Below are 14540 nucleotides of genomic sequence, written 5' to 3'. Positions count from 1 at the left end.
CATGGGAGGAGTAGCGATCCGAAGGTGAGGAACTGTGACCGAATCCCACGTCGGCGACCCCAAGTCGGGTGTGTTCCGGCTGATGGCGGTGCACGCGCACCCAGACGACGAGTCGAGCAAGGGTGCCGCCACGACCGCGAAGTATGCGGCCGAGGGCAACGAAGTGCTCGTCGTCACACTCACCGGCGGTGAGCGTGGCGACATCCTGAATCCGGCGATGGACCGCCCGGGCATCAAAGAGCGGATGACCGAGGTCCGTCGCGAGGAGATGGCCAAGGCCGCCGAGGCGCTCGGCGTCCGACAGACATGGCTCGGCTTCGTCGACTCGGGCCTCCCCGAGGGCGACCCGCTCCCGCCTGTTCCGGAGGGTTCCTTCGCCTCGGTGCCGCTCGACGAGGCCACCGAGGCCTTGGTGCGCGTGGTCCGCGAGTTCCGCCCGCACGTGATCGTCACCTACGACGAGCACGGCGGATATCCGCATCCCGATCACATCCGCTGCCATGAGGTGTCGGTCGCGGCGTACGAGCAGTCCGGCGATCCGGACGCGTTCCCGGACGCCGGCGAACCGTGGACGGTGTCGAAGCTCTACTACACCCACGGGTTCATCCGGGACCGGATGGTCCTGTTCTCCGACGAGTTCGCGCGGCACGGCCAGGAGAGTCCGTTCGCCGAGTGGCTCAGCAAGTGGGACCCGAGCCGTGGCGATCTGATGGGACGTGTGACGACCCAGGTCGAGTGCTCCAAGTACTTCCCGCAGCGTGACGACGCGCTGCGCGCCCACGCCACGCAGATCGATCCGAACGGGGTGTTCTTCGCGGTGCCGCTGGAGTGGCAACAACGCCTGTGGCCGACGGAGGAGTTCGAGCTCGCCCGGACCCGGGTCAAGACCGCGTTGCCGGAGACCGATCTCTTCGCCGGGATCGAGGCGTGATGGGCACCAGCACAGTCGTGAACGACACCCTGATGGTCCTGGCGCAGGAACCCCAGGGGCCGGAGTTCGGCAAGGCCTCACCGCTGGGCCTGCTCGTGATCCTGTTGCTGCTCGTCGGGACCGCGTTCCTCATCTGGTCGATGAACCGGCAGCTGAAGAAGCTGCCCGCGTCCTTCGACGCCGAACACCCGGAGGCCGACCAGGCCTTCGACGAGGGAACCGATTCGCCGGGCCCGGCCGGTTCGGACGCGGTCGCACCGAACCCGCCCGGGACCCCGGGTGCCACCAGTGCCGCGGGCACCGACGACCGGCGGCCCGCCGACACCTGAGTCGAGGCGTAGAAGTGGAGTCATGCGCATCTCCACTCTGATCGGGACGTCACTCGCGACCGCTGCGGCGGCAGCCATCGGCAGTGTGGTCACCAAGCCGGCGGTCGAGACCTGGTATCCGAAGCTGGCGAAACCGTCCTTCGTACCACCGAACTGGGCGTTCCCGCTCGCCTGGACCTCGCTCTACGCCGACCTCGCGGTGACCTCGGCAGTCACCCTCGACGACCTGGCCGACGACGGCGACCACGAACAACGTCAGCGGTATCTCGCGGCGCTCGGCGCCAACCTCGTGCTCAACGGCGGGTGGAGCTGGATCTACTTCGGCCGGGGCGCCCTCGGAACCGCGTCGGTCGCGGCGGCGGCGCTCACCGTGAGCAGCGCCGACCTCGCCCGGCGCACCGCACGGACGAACCGGACGGCAGGTGCCGCGCTCGCCGCCTACCCGGCGTGGTGCGCGTTCGCCACCGTGCTCTCGACGAGCGCCTGGTGGCTCAATCGTGGTCGGCGGTCACCGGCGCCTGCCTGAGCGTCGCGGCGAATCGGTCCATCGCCCAGTCGATCTCGGATTCCGTGACCACGAGCGGTGGTGCGAGTCGCAGCGTCGAGCCGTGGGTGTCCTTGGCGAGGACATTGCGTTCGGACAGCCGCAGACAGAAGTCCTTGCCGGTGCCGAGCGCGGGGTCGAGATCGATCCCTGCCCACAGGCCGAGGCCGCGCACCGCCACCACCCCGTTCCCGACGAAGTCGCGCAGTCGGGCGTGCAGATGATCGCCCAGTTCCGCCGCCCGTCGTTGCCAGGTCCCGTCGGCGAGCATGTCGACGACGGTGTGACCGACGGCTGCGGCGAGCGGGTTACCGCCGAAGGTCGATCCGTGCTGACCGGGATGCAGCACGCCGAGGACGTCGTGGTCGGCAACCACCGCCGACACCGGTAGGAGCCCGCCGCCGAGTGCCTTCCCCAGCAGGTAGACGTCGGGTTCGACGCCCCAGTGCTCTACTGCGAAGGTCCTACCGGTGCGGCCCAGACCGGACTGGATCTCGTCGGCGATGAACAGCACGCCGCGTTCGGAGCAGAGGGCCCGCGTGCCGGGCAGGTAATCGTCGGGAGGCACGACGACGCCGGCTTCGCCTTGGACGGGTTCGAGCAGGACGGCCACCGTGTTCTCGTCGATCGCGGCATCGAGGGCAGCCAGGTCGCCGAACGGGACACGAACGAATCCCGGTGTGTAGGGGCCGAATCCGGCGCGCGCCTCGGGGTCGTCGCTGAACGAGACGATCGTCGTCGTGCGGCCGTGGAAGTTCCCGGAGGCCACCACGATCGTGGCGCGGCCGTCGGGTACGCCTTTGACGTCGTAACCCCACTTGCGGGCGACCTTGATCCCGGATTCGACCGCCTCCGCACCTGTGTTCATCGGCAGGACCATGTCCTTGCCGCACAGGGAAGCCAGTGCGGCGCAGAACGGTTCGAGTCGATCGGACCGAAATGCGCGGCTGGTGAGGGTGACCCGCGCCAGCTGATCGAGTGCGGCGGCGACGATGCGTGGATGGCGGTGGCCGAAATTGACCGCGGAATAGGCCCCGAGACAGTCGAGGTGTCGACGGCCGTCGATGTCGGTGATCCAGGCCCCCTCGGCGGTGGCCGCGGTCACCGGGATCGGCGAATAGTTGTGCGCCACATGAGGTTCGACGACGCCGAGCGGTGCGCCCGCGCTGGTGTGGGTGCCGGTGCCGGGGCTCGTCATCGTCATGAATCGAGGGTATCGTCGAGGTCTGGTGCAAACAATCGACGTCGATTGCGTCTGAACGCAACGGATCGCCGGTATGGAAGCAAAGGGGAGCGGTCTGTTGCGGACACTGGACGACCTCGACGAGAGGGTGCTCGCGCACCTCACCCGGGACGCCCGGGCGACCTACCAGCAGATCGGGCAGCAGGTGGGGTTGTCGGCCCCCGCGGTGAAACGACGCGTCGACCGCCTGGTCGCCGACGGCGTCATCCGGGGTTTCACCGCGGTCGTCGACCCGCACGCGATGCAGTGGACCACCGAGGCATACGTGTTGGTGTACTGCCGGGGCAACATCTCGCCCGACGAGTTGAAGGCGGCGTGGGAGCCCATACCGGAGGTGGTGGGTGCGGCGACGGTCACAGGTCAGGCCGACGCCGTCCTGCGCGTGATGGCCCGCGACGTACGGCACCTCGAGCAGGCGCTCGAACGCATCCGGCGGGCCGGCCCGGTGGATCGATCAGAGTCGATCCTCGTGCTCAGCGAGCTGATCGACCGGGGGCACCCGTGAGAATCGGGGTGTCGAAACCGTTGTGCTAGTGTGGTCGCCGTGATCAGCACCGTGCGCGCGTATTGGCGCTTTATCGAGGCTCCGGGTGGGGCCACGATGATGCGTTGACCTGACGCGCGCACGACACACCCGGAGCCCGAGCAGCGACCCCACGGTCGCTGCTCTTGTCATTTGAGCGGGGCTCCGACCACACCCAGGGCATGCCTCGTCACCACAACGACACGGGCATGACCTCGAAAGGCACACAACGTGACCACCTTGCCGGACCTCCCGATCCGATCCGACGACAACGCCGAATCGACCTCCGACCGCCGCATCCGGGCGTTCCGTCCGATCCCGTCGCCCGACACCGTGCGCAGCGAATTGCCCCTCTCGGCACGACGAGCCGTCGCCGTCCAGCGCGACCGGGACGAGATCGCCGACATCCTCGCCGGCCGCGATGACCGGCTGCTCGTCATCGTCGGGCCCTGTTCGGTCCACGATCCGATCGCCGCCATCGACTACGCCCGGCGCCTCGCGCCGCTGGCCGATGCCTACTCCGAGCGACTCAAGATCGTGATGCGCGTCTACTTCGAGAAGCCGCGCACCACCGTGGGGTGGAAGGGCCTGATCAACGACCCCGGGATGGACAACACCTTCGATGTCGAGCGTGGCCTGCGCACCGCCCGGTCGTTGCTGCTCGACATCATCGACCTCGGTCTGCCCGTCGGATGTGAGTTCCTCGAACCGACCAGCCCGCAGTACATCGCCGACGCGGTCGCGTGGGGTGCCATCGGCGCCCGCACCACCGAGTCCCAGGTCCACCGGCAGCTGGCGTCGGGCCTGTCGATGCCGATCGGCTTCAAGAACGGCACCGACGGCAACGTCCAGGTCGCCATCGACGGCGTGAAAGCCGCTGCGGCCGAACACGTCTTCTTCGGAGTCGACGACTTCGGCAACGGTGCCGTGGTGGAGACCGCGGGCAACGAGGACTGCCACATCATCCTGCGCGGCGGCACGCGCGGCCCGAACTTCGACGCGGAGTCGGTGTCGGCGGCCGCCGAGGCGCTCGCCGCGGCCGGCCTGCCCGCCCGGGTCATGATCGACTGTTCGCACGCCAATTCGGGCAAGGATCATGTCCGTCAGGCGGAGGTCGCCACCGAGATCGCGACGCGACTCCGGGCGGCGCGCGAGGCCGGTGAGCCCTCGAACGTCAGCGGCGTGATGCTGGAGAGCTTCCTCGAGCCCGGCGCGCAGTCGACCGAGGCCACCCCGCTGGTGTACGGCAAGTCCGTCACCGACAAGTGCATGGGCTGGGAGGCCAGCGCCCAGGTCCTGGCGGCGCTCGCGCGGGGCTGACCCTTCCCTCGCCTCAGTATCTGCGGCTCGGCGGCCGTCGTGGACCATGAAAGAACACTCGTGAGCGTCCGAATCTCATGCTCCCTGAGGTGCGAGCGAAGCGAGCCACGAAGGGTGTAGCAACGTGTCTCACCAGGCCCTTCGTGGCTCGTCGCTTGCGCTCCTCGCACCTCAGGGATCAGTGGGTTGTGTGCTTCTTTCGGACCGGGGAACGATGGGAGACGCTTCGCTCGGGTCAGACGACGTCGACCTCAGACGTCGAGTCCGGGATCGTGATCAGTGCTCGACGACGCAGTGTTCCGCGGGGCGACCGTACCGACGGCGCCACGCGGAACTCGGCCTCCCACCGATCGGAGTGGATCCGGTTGAGCAGGTAGCCGCGTTGCGAGTTGCCGAACCGGACGTGGGGTGACGCTTCCTTGAGGCGGCGGTCGCCGTCGTCGCTGTCCTCCCCGTCCCCGCCGGAGGTGATCGACGTCGCGGCCAATTCGACGCCGCGCGTGAGCGATTCATCGGTGTAGGAGGTCCGGAGGTCGGCGACCACGCTGCGATGGATGTCGCCGGCGAGGGACACCAGATTGCGCACGCCCCGGTCGGCGGCGCCGCCGAGGATGCGGGAGCGCGAGGCCTCGTAGCCGCTCCACCCGTCCATGCTGACCGCCCGGGTCGAGCCGACGGTTCGGGCGAGGTCGGCCATCGGTACCTGCTGGGCGAGGACGTTCCACCGGTGCCGGGACGAGGCGAAACCGTCGAGCACCCATCGTTCCTGTTCGGCGCCGAGGATGGTGCGGGAGACGTCCGCGGTGCGCGCGTTCTGCCCGGTGTCGTTGTCCCCGTTGGCCTGATCGCTGCGGTGACTGCGGGTGTCGAGGAGGGTGAGGTCGACGAGATCGCCGAAACCGAGCCGCCGATGCGCGCGGATGACGGTTCCGTTCGGTCGGGCCGCCACCCGCACCGGCGTGTTCTCCCACCAGGCGCGCAGCGCGCGGGCGCGACGCAGCGCGAACGCGGTGAGTGGGGTGTGGTCCTCGGGAATCGCTGCGGCCCAGTTGTTGTCGACCTCATGATCGTCGAAGGTGATCACGAACGGTGCCATCGCGTGGGCGAGTTGGAGGTCGGGGTCGGACTTGTACAGCGCGTAGCGCTCGCGGTAGTCGTCGAGGTCGACTGCTTCCCGTGTTGCCGAGAGAGGAAGCACCGCATCGGGTCTCGCACCACCATGAACCGGGATCGGCTTCTCGTAGATGTAGTCACCGAGGTGGAGCACCACGTCGGGTGCATGCGCCGCCAGGTCGGCGTACGCATGGTAGTAGCCGTCGGACCAGTTCTGGCAGGACGCGACGGCGACCGTCATCTTCTCGACGCGTGCGAAAGGTGCTGGTGCCGTTCGGGTCCGGCCGACCGTCGAGACCTCGCCGAGTGCCCGGAACCGATAGAAGTAGTCGGCGGCGGGCGCGAGACCGCGGACATCGACGTGCACGCTGTGCCCCCATTCCGCGGTGGCGTGGACCGTACCCCGACGCACGATGCGGGTCATGGATTCGTTGGCGGCGATCTCCCAGTCGACTCGCACCGGGCGTGGTCCCATGCCGCCACCGGGCGCGAACGGGTTGCGCGACAATCGCGTCCACAGCACAACGCCGTCGGGGAGGGGGTCACCGGACGCCACCCCGAGTCCGAACACGCCGGCGGGGTGAGCCGGTGTGGGTAGGGCCGGCGAGGTGCCGCCGAGGAGGCCGGGCGTGAACGCGAGACCGGCGACGAGTGCCGACCAGGTGAGGAAGCGGCGTCGGGAAGTGCCGCCGCGGAGCGTGAGGTCGGGATGACAACGGATGGTCGACGGTGTGAGAAGGGCCGGTGATGCGTCGGCCGGGTTTCCCCGCATGGCCTCAGCCGACCAGGATCACCTGACCTGGGCTCCACCTGCAGACGGCGGGGACATGATGCGGAGGTGAAGTCTCCGACCTCCACGCGTACGTCCCCGCCGCCTGCCCGACGGGCTACCGCGAGTCGATCAACCCGCTCGACTCGCTCTCGGCGTCGGTCACGACGCCGACTCGCTTGCGACGGGCGCGGATTCCGAGTGCGGCGTCGACCACGAGGAACCCGAGCAGGCTGAGTCCGAGCAACGGCACGAACCAGCCCACCACCGCGGCCACCACCACGATCGCGACCGCGCCGGCCACCGGCACCCGACGCAGTGCACCCCGTGCCGGCGGGCGACCCACCGCGACCGCGCCGCCACGCTTCGGCCGCCGTTGCCACCACATCTGATAGCCGCGGACGATCAACACCACGAGCGCGATCGCCAGGAGCAGGAGAACCAGCTGGCTCACCCAGCCGAACAGGATGCCCATGTGCAGTGCGATGCCCCAGGTCGTGAGTTTCGCGGCGAGCGGCCAGTCGGCGAACCGCAGTTCGTCGACAACGGCACCGGTCGCGCCGTTCACGGTGACGGTGTCCTGGGCGAACTGCCAGGGCTGCCTGGTCTCGGCGATGGTGAAGGCGGTGTCCGCATCGGTCGGGATCGAGACCTCCACCTGGCCGTCCACACCGGCGGCCCGAGCGGTGCCCAGCACCCGGTCGAGCTGCGCGATCGTCTGCCCGGACGCTTCCGGAACGTGCTGCTCGTGACCCGCGCCGCCGTGATCGCCGTGCCCGCTGTGATCACCCAGCCCGTCCGATCCGGACGTCGATCCGGACAGCGAGGTGTCGACCGTCGGGGTCGTCCAGCTCAGCGCCGTGCGCACATCGGAGACGTGCTCACCGGCGTACTTCGACCAAGTCAGACCGGTGGCCGACAAGAACACCAACCCCACCGCGATCCAGACGCCGATCACGCCGTGCCGGTTGCGGGTGCGGTTGCGTCCGGTCGCCGATCGGTCGAAGGCGACCAGGTCGGCGGCGCGTCGTTTTCGGCGCGCGCGATACGCGGAGATCCACAGCGTGAGGCCGGCCACGGCGATGACCCACAGCCAGGAGGCGGCGAGCTCGCTGTAGATCCGGCCGGGCTCGCCGAGATGGAGGTGACGGTGCAGTTCGCTGATCCAGGTGCGCATCGGCAACGCCGCGCTGCTGCCGTAGGACACCAGCTCTCCGGTCGATTCCAGGGTCACCGGATCGATGAACACGGCCTGGCGCTTCGACGCCCCGAGGGAGGGATCGTCGAACAGGACGCGGGTCGTGTCGCCGGCCTCGGCGGCCGGGCGCACCGCGGACAGGGTGAGGTCCGGGCGGAGCCGGGCCGCCGCCTCGACCTGTTCGGAGATCGGACGTGCGTCGCCGGTGCTGTCGGTGGAGAGTTGATCGCGGTAGACGACCTGTTCCAGCGACGGGGAGATCGCGTAGAGCCCGCCACTGACCGCCGCAACGATCAGGAACGGCGCGATGAAGATGCCTGCGTAGAAGTGCAAGCGGCGCAGCAGAGGTTGCCAGCTGTTCGGGGTCACCCGCCGGTCTGGTGCGGCGGCTGGTGGAGTGGGGTTGTCGTCGGATGTTTTGGGACGGGGGTCGGGCGGCCCGGTGGGTTCACCGGGGCGGGACAGGTTCGACAGGGACACGGTGGGCCTCTCATGCGGAAGACGGCGCGCGGCATCGACCGCGGTCAGGCGGGATGGCAGACGCGCACCGACCGGCCCGTCGGGTGACGGGTCGGCGGAGTAGGGAATCAGCGCGTGAGGGCCGGGGGTCCGCGGGTGTCGAGAGCGGCGATGGCGCGCAGGCGGGGCCGCGCGTCGTCGTGGGTCGCCCGCGGGGCGCGCAGGATCGCGTCGTCAGCGGGCGGGTCGAGGACGGCCCGGATGAGAGCGACGACCGCGGTCAGGACGCTGAGCAGGGCGGGTTCGACGACGTGGATGGCGGCGGCGGCGAGCAGAGTCGCCACCGCGTGGACGAACAGCATGGTCCCGCTCGGCGCGTGTGCAAGCGCACTCACACCGGCGTGGTGCGCCGACGAGGCATCGAGCGCGGTGAGGGACACGTGTGCGAGCACCTGTCCGGCCGCGAGGAGCCCGATCGTGCCGAGCCACCCGGGACGACGACGGGCCGTCGCGCCGATCGTCCAGCCGAGTACGGTGCACGCCGCGATCATGAACACCAGAGATGAGGTGGCGGGGAGAGAACCGGCCGCGAGCCCGTGCGCGGCCACCGCGGTGCTCGCCGACAGCGCGCCGACGACCCCACCGCGAAGGCGGTGGAGGGCGCGCACGTCCGGGTTCACGGAAGGAGCATAGCGACGGCGGTCATGCCCGAACCGCGCGCGGTCAGCGAACGGGCAGGTCAGCCCAACACCAGGAGCCAGGCGGCGACGTAGTGCAGCAGGGCCGCGACTGCGGTGCATGCATGGAACACCTCGTGATGACCGAAGGTCTCCGGCCAGGGGTCGGGCCAGCGTGCCGCATAGAGGACGCCACCGACGCTGTAGAAGACACCGCCGAGCGCGAGCAGGATCAGAACGGGCAGACCGGTCTCGCCGACGAGCGCCGGGGCGACGGCCACGATCACCCAGCCCAGCACGATGTAGAGGGTGACCCCGAGCCAGCGGGGTGCGCCGGGCCACGCGATCTTGAGGGTCGCACCGGCGGCTGCGCCGGCCCAGACGATGCCGAGGACCCACCAACTGGTCGGCGAGGGAAGCCCGAGGGCGCAGAACGGCGTGTAGGTGACGGCGATGAACAGGAAGATCATCGCGTGGTCGGCACGTTTCATCCGGGTCCGCGCGCGGGCGGTCTTCCACGGAATCCGGTGGTAGCCGGCGCTGATCGCGAAGAGTCCGAGCACGGTGACCGCGTAGACGGCACACGGGACGACGGCGACGGGGTCGCCGACCGTGGCCGCGCCGATCACCAGGGCCAGCCCCGCGACCGCGGCCACATAGGCGGAGTAGTGGTGGATGACCCCGCGCAGTCGTGGGCGGACGTCAGCCGGCGGGTTCAGCAACGTGCTCACCGAACCTACGGTACCGTAACTTCGCGCGTCCACAGCGTCACCGGCAAGGCGCGATGCGACGCGTAAGGTGTCCTGCGTGACACGAGGCCGACACGACGCGGGAACGACGCGAGGATGAAGCTCCTGCCGGACCGGCTTCGACGACCCGTTCTCTCCGTCTACGAACGGCGGCTCATCCAGCTCCTCGACACCGAGCGCCTGCCGCGTCACGTGGCGATCATCTGCGACGGCAACCGGCGGTGGGCGCGTGAGGCTGGTTTCGAGGACGTCAGCCACGGACATCGCGTGGGTGCCCAGCGCATCGCGGACATGCTCGGCTGGTGCGCCGGCCTGGGCATCGAAGCCGTCACGATCTACCTGTTGTCGGCCGAGAACCTCAACCGGTCGTCGGACGAGCTCGACGCACTCCTCGAGATCGTGCCGGACATCGTCGACGAGATCTCCGCGTCCGAGGGCGAGTGGCGGATCCGCATCGTCGGCACCCTCGACGCACTGCCCGAGCCGGTGGCCGGACGTCTGCGGGCGGCCGCCGACCGCACCGCCGAACGGCAGGGGATGAACGTCAACGTCGCCGTCGGATACGGCGGGCGCCAGGAGATCGTGGACGCGGTTCGCGCACTCCTGGAGGAGAAGGTGACCGCCGGGGCGACTGCGGCCGAGATGGTGGATGCGGTCACCGTGGAGGCGATCGACGCCAATCTCTACACCAAGGGTCAGCCCGACCCGGATCTCGTGATCCGGACCTCCGGAGAGCAGCGGCTGTCGGGATTCCTGTTGTGGCAGAGCGCCTATTCGGAGATCTGGTTCACCGACGCCTACTGGCCGGAGTTCCGTCGGGTGGACTTCCTGCGCGCCTTGCGCGACTACTCCGCGCGGAGCCGGCGGTTCGGCAAGTGACTCCGCCGGTGTCGATCCGCGCCGGGTTCAGCGTGCGGCGGAGTCGGCCAGGAGCCCGGTCAATGCGGTGAGATCGGCGCCGAAGGTCGACGCCGCGGGAGTGCCGAAGCCGACGCCGATCCCGCCGGAGGGCAGCGGGTCGGCGTCGGGATGCCGGAACAGGGACTGTCCGGTCACCGCGATTCCGCGTTCGTAGGCCCGGTGGACGATGGTTCCCTCGTCGGCATGGTCGACGGGGATCAACGCGTGCAGTCCGGCGGCGATGCCGGGGAGTTCGAGTCCGATTCCGGCCAGGGCCGACACCAGCGCATCGCGCCGGGTCCGGTAGGCCTGACGGCTGCGCCGGATGTGCCGGTCGTAGGCTCCGGAACCGATCAGTTCGGCCAGCGTGAGCTGATCGACGATGCTCGCGTCGGCCTCACGGAAGCCCTTGCCGCGCAACACCGGTTCGACCAGGTGGGCGGGAGTGGCCAGCCAGCCCGCGCGTACCGCCGGCGACAGGCTCTTGCTCAGCGAGCCGGTGTGGACGACGACGTCGGGGCCGAGCGCCTGCAACGCACCGACCGGTTCGCGGTCGTAGCGGAACTCGCCGTCGTAGTCGTCCTCCACGATGACCGCGCCGGTCCGCCGCGCCCAGTCGACGACCTGCATCCGGCGCGCCGGCGAAAGAGCGACACCGGTGGGGAACTGGTGGCTGGGGGTCAGCACGACCGCGGCCGCCCCGGTGCGTTCGAGCTCGTCGATCACCATGCCGTCGGCGTCGATGCGCACCGGTACGACCCGCGCGCCGCCGCGCTCGAGGGCGTGCCGATGAAAGGGCAGACCGTGGCTCTCGACCGCGACGACACCACCGATCACCGTGCGCGCCAACAACTCCAGTGCCGACAGCACCGACGTCCCGAGAACGATCAGGTCCGGTGCGGTGCGGACACCCCGCGTGCGGGCCAGGTAACCGGTGAGGGCGTTCCGCAGCTCGAGGCGCCCGCGGGGGTGAGCCGGTCCGAAGGCGTCGTCGGGGGTCTCGGTCAGGGCGCGTCGGGTGGCGCGGATCCAGTCGTTGCGCGGGAACATCCCGGCGCAGGGTCGTCCCAGCGAGAAGTCGTGACGCAGGGCCGGCAAGGCGGTGGACGCACCGGGATCGTCGATGGCCGGTGGCCGTGCCGCACCGTCGGCGACCCGGGTGGCCGAGCCCTGGCGCGCGGTCAGCCACCCTTCCGCGATCAGTTCGGAGTAGACCGCCGACACGGTGCCGCGAGCGAGACCGAGGTCCGCGGCGAGGGATCGGTACGGCGGCAATGCGGTGCCCGCGGGCAGCCGGTTGTCGAGGATGGCCGAGCGCAGCGCCTCGGTGAGGGCCCGGCGCAGGGTGGCACCGCGCCCGCGTGCACCCGCGCCCGGATCGGGCTGCAGATCGAGGAAAAGGTCCGCGCCAAGCCGCTCGGCTACTTCGGCCCAGGGATCCGCCATCGAATTGACCCGCTTTTCTGCCATCGGATTGGACCACTTTCTTGAGCTAATTGCGGCATAGCCTAAACCCACAACACAGAGCTGTCCGTCCTTGAGGAGGAACGAGATGAAGATCGTGGTCGTGGGTGCCAGCGGTGCGCTGGGAAGTCGGGTCGCCGACCTGCTCGTCGAGCGGGGCCACGAGGTGGTGCGCGCCAGCCGGGCGACCGGCGTCGACGCCTACACCGGAACGGGTCTGGCGGCGGCGTTCGACGGTGCCGACGCCGTCGTCGACTGCCTCAGTCTCCAGACGCTGAAGGCGAAGGAGGCGATCGACTTCTTCGAGACCACGGCGACCAAGATCGGCCGCGCCGCGACGACGGCCGGCGTCGCGCACGTCGTCGTGGTGTCGATCGTCAACGCCGGCGATCCGGCGGTCAACGCCAAATTCGGTTACTACCAGGGCAAAGCGGCACAGGAGGCCGCCTACGGCGAGGTCGTCGACCCCGCGGCACTCAGCATCCTTGCGTCGGTGCAGTGGTTCGAGCTCGCCGAGCAGATGATGTCGTCGATGGGGTTCGGTCCGATCGCCGCGGTGCCCAGGATGCGGTGCGCCCCGGCCGCGGTCGCCGACGTGGCCGTGGCGGTCGCCGACGTGGTGACCGCGGGTCCGACCGGGAAGCGGACGATCGAGGTGAGCGGACCGGTGGAGATGGACCTGGTCGATGTGGCGAAAGCGGTTGCTGCGCAGACCGGCTCACCGCGATGGATATTCGGCGTCCGGTTCGGGGGGCCGGCGATCCGCGGGGGCGGACTCGTGCCCGCCGATCCCGACGTCGTCACGTCGACGACGCTCGACGGGTGGCTGGCCGGTCGCGAGAGTGCGAATGCCGGGGAACGGCGATGAGCGCCGCCGCCCGGCCGGCGACGAGAATGTGGATACCGCAGGACAATCCGTCCGTGTACAAGGCCCTCGTGGCTCTGCAGCGGGCATCGTCGGCCGGCGTTGACCCAGAACTCGCCGAACTGATCGTCATCCGGGCCTCGCAACTCAACGGGTGCGCCTACTGCCTGCACATGCACACCTCCGATGCCCTCGCCAAGGACATCGACCCGCACAAACTGATGATGATCGCCGCGTGGCGGGAGGCCGGATCGGCGTTCACCCCGGCCGAACGGGCGGCGCTGGCTCTCACCGAGAGCGTCACGCTGATCGGCGAGAACGGTGTCCCCGACGACGTGTTCGATTCCGCACGAGCCTATTTCGACGCCGCCGCGATGGGTCAGCTGGTCGCGTCGATCGTGATGATCAACGCGTGGAACCGCATCGCGCTGGCCGGCGGGTACCCGGCCGGACTCGACGAACGCCGGGCCGCGTCGTCGGTCAGAGCTTCCGCAGGCGCACCCGGTTGATGGAGTGGTCGTAGTCCTTGCGCAGCACCAGTGACGCCCGCGGCCGGGTGGGCAGGATGTTCTCGATCAGATTCGGACGGTTGATCGAGGTCCACAGATCCCGGGCCGCGGCGGTCGCCTGATCGTCGGTCAGCGACGCGTACGCGTGGAAGTGCGAGTCCGGGTTGGCGAACGAGGTGGTCCGCATCTGCAGGAAGCGCGAGATGTACCAGGATTCGATGTCGTCGATCTTGGCGTCGACGTAGATGGAGAAGTCGAACAGGTCCGAGACCATCAGCGTCGCTCCGGTCTGGAGCACGTTGAGGCCCTCGAGGATCAGGATGTCGGGCTGGCGCACATAGTGATAGACGTCGGGCACGATGTCGTAGGCGAGGTGCGAGTAGACCGGCGCGGCGACCTCGCGCGCACCCGACTTCACCTCGGTGACGAAGCGCAGAAGGGCCCGGCGATCGTAGGACTCGGGAAATCCCTTGCGGTGCAGAATGCCCCGACGCTGCATCTCCGCGGTGCGCAGCAGAAAACCGTCGGTGGTGATCAGGTCCACCTTCGGGTGGGACTCCCAGCGGGCGAGCAGGGCGGCGAGCACGCGTGCCGTCGTCGACTTCCCGACCGCCACACTGCCGGCGATCCCGATGACGAAGGGCACCTGCCGATTGGTCTGTCGCTCACCGAGGAAGGTGGAGGTCGCGGCGAACAACCGTTGCCGCGCAGCGACTTGCAGGTGGATCAGACGAGAGAGCGGCAGATACACGTCGGCGACCTCGTCGAGGTCGATCTGCTCACCGAGGCCGACGAGCTCGGCCAGTTCGTCCTCGTTGAGGACCAGGGGCATCGACTCGCGGAGTTCGCGCCACTGCCTCCGGTCGAGTTCCAGGTACAGACTGGGATCCCGATCGGTGGCGTTGCGGGCCATCAGGGCAGCTCCGCCGATGTCGGTTCCGCCGCTC

The 14540-nt window shown here is 69.3% G+C and carries 15 protein-coding genes; 8 read left to right on the top strand and 7 right to left on the bottom strand.

The genetic code is table 11. From position 1 onward, the window contains the following. Positions 1-34 precede the first annotated feature (34 nt). From mca to KB201_RS01445, 3 genes are read left to right on the top strand one after another with little or no spacing between them, the layout of a single operon-like run. A complete protein-coding gene (gene mca, locus KB201_RS01455; RefSeq protein ID WP_055474886.1) occupies positions 35-931 on the top strand; it encodes a mycothiol conjugate amidase Mca in 897 nt (298 codons plus the stop codon). After that, positions 931-1260, top strand: a complete 330-nt coding sequence (locus KB201_RS01450) for a hypothetical protein (RefSeq protein WP_058250739.1) — start codon at positions 931-933, stop codon at positions 1258-1260. Before mca ends, KB201_RS01450 begins: the two co-directional genes overlap by 1 nt. A 22-nt stretch (positions 1261-1282) precedes the next feature. Further along, positions 1283-1786, top strand: coding sequence for a TspO/MBR family protein (locus tag KB201_RS01445; protein ID WP_058250738.1), 504 nt, complete (start codon positions 1283-1285; stop codon positions 1784-1786). Here KB201_RS01445 and rocD read toward each other — a convergent pair. Then, entirely contained in the window at positions 1752-3008 is a 1257-nt protein-coding gene (gene rocD, locus KB201_RS01440; protein WP_058250737.1) for an ornithine--oxo-acid transaminase, read from the bottom strand. The two genes, KB201_RS01445 and rocD, sit on opposite strands and share 35 nt — an antisense overlap. Before the next feature lie 97 nt (positions 3009-3105). On the opposite strand from rocD, the gene KB201_RS01435 reads away from it, so the two are divergent. Both KB201_RS01435 and KB201_RS01430 read left to right on the top strand, forming a co-directional pair. Continuing rightward, positions 3106-3552 carry an Lrp/AsnC family transcriptional regulator gene (locus KB201_RS01435; protein WP_058250893.1) on the top strand — a complete coding sequence of 149 codons (447 nt, stop codon included), beginning with the start codon at positions 3106-3108 and terminating at the stop codon, positions 3550-3552. Between the two features lie 249 nt (positions 3553-3801). Next, positions 3802-4890 carry a 3-deoxy-7-phosphoheptulonate synthase gene (locus KB201_RS01430; RefSeq protein WP_058250736.1) on the top strand — a complete coding sequence of 363 codons (1089 nt, stop codon included), beginning with the start codon at positions 3802-3804 and terminating at the stop codon, positions 4888-4890. 235 nt (positions 4891-5125) lie between these two features. On the opposite strand, the gene KB201_RS01425 is transcribed toward KB201_RS01430, so the two are convergent. The 4 genes from KB201_RS01425 to KB201_RS01410 all read right to left on the bottom strand — a co-directional run bounded on the left by KB201_RS01425 (position 5126) and on the right by KB201_RS01410 (position 9837). Further along, on the bottom strand, positions 5126-6775 hold the full coding sequence (locus KB201_RS01425; protein WP_058250735.1) for an alkaline phosphatase: 1650 nt from the start codon (positions 6773-6775) through the stop codon (positions 5126-5128). Between the two features lie 115 nt (positions 6776-6890). Further along, on the bottom strand, positions 6891-8450 hold the full coding sequence (locus KB201_RS01420; RefSeq protein WP_374193859.1) for a PepSY-associated TM helix domain-containing protein: 1560 nt from the start codon (positions 8448-8450) through the stop codon (positions 6891-6893). A 107-nt stretch (positions 8451-8557) separates the two neighbouring features. Next, positions 8558-9109, bottom strand: coding sequence for a hypothetical protein (locus KB201_RS01415; RefSeq protein ID WP_307848007.1), 552 nt, complete (start codon positions 9107-9109; stop codon positions 8558-8560). A gap of 59 nt (positions 9110-9168) precedes the next feature. Next, a complete protein-coding gene (locus KB201_RS01410; RefSeq protein WP_058250734.1) occupies positions 9169-9837 on the bottom strand; it encodes a hemolysin III family protein in 669 nt (222 codons plus the stop codon). 114 nt (positions 9838-9951) lie between these two features. On the opposite strand from KB201_RS01410, the gene KB201_RS01405 reads away from it, so the two are divergent. Beyond that, positions 9952-10734, top strand: a complete 783-nt coding sequence (locus KB201_RS01405; protein WP_058250733.1) for an isoprenyl transferase — start codon at positions 9952-9954, stop codon at positions 10732-10734. Positions 10735-10761: 27 nt separating this feature from the next. On the opposite strand, the gene KB201_RS01400 is transcribed toward KB201_RS01405, so the two are convergent. Next, entirely contained in the window at positions 10762-12225 is a 1464-nt protein-coding gene (locus KB201_RS01400) for a PLP-dependent aminotransferase family protein (RefSeq protein WP_058250732.1), read from the bottom strand. A gap of 82 nt (positions 12226-12307) precedes the next feature. Here KB201_RS01400 and KB201_RS01395 point away from each other — a divergent pair, with 82 nt between their 5' ends. Together KB201_RS01395 and KB201_RS01390 are read left to right on the top strand one after the other, a co-directional pair. Beyond that, positions 12308-13087 carry an SDR family oxidoreductase gene (locus KB201_RS01395; protein ID WP_058250731.1) on the top strand — a complete coding sequence of 260 codons (780 nt, stop codon included), beginning with the start codon at positions 12308-12310 and terminating at the stop codon, positions 13085-13087. After that, complete coding sequence (locus KB201_RS01390) at positions 13084-13593, top strand: carboxymuconolactone decarboxylase family protein (protein ID WP_058250730.1); 510 nt, start codon at positions 13084-13086, stop codon at positions 13591-13593. Before KB201_RS01395 ends, KB201_RS01390 begins: the two co-directional genes overlap by 4 nt. Here the strand turns inward: KB201_RS01390 and coaA are convergent. After that, positions 13565-14506 carry a type I pantothenate kinase gene (coaA, locus tag KB201_RS01385; protein ID WP_058250729.1) on the bottom strand — a complete coding sequence of 314 codons (942 nt, stop codon included), beginning with the start codon at positions 14504-14506 and terminating at the stop codon, positions 13565-13567. The two genes, KB201_RS01390 and coaA, sit on opposite strands and share 29 nt — an antisense overlap. Positions 14507-14540 lie beyond the last annotated feature (34 nt).

Origin of the sequence: Gordonia sp. SCSIO 19800, from assembly GCF_018132775.1 — a bacterium.
Taxonomy (GTDB): domain Bacteria; phylum Actinomycetota; class Actinomycetes; order Mycobacteriales; family Mycobacteriaceae; genus Gordonia; species Gordonia hongkongensis.
The sequence above is the reverse complement of the archived record's forward strand: the minus strand, read 5'-3'. Positions and strand labels throughout refer to the sequence as shown.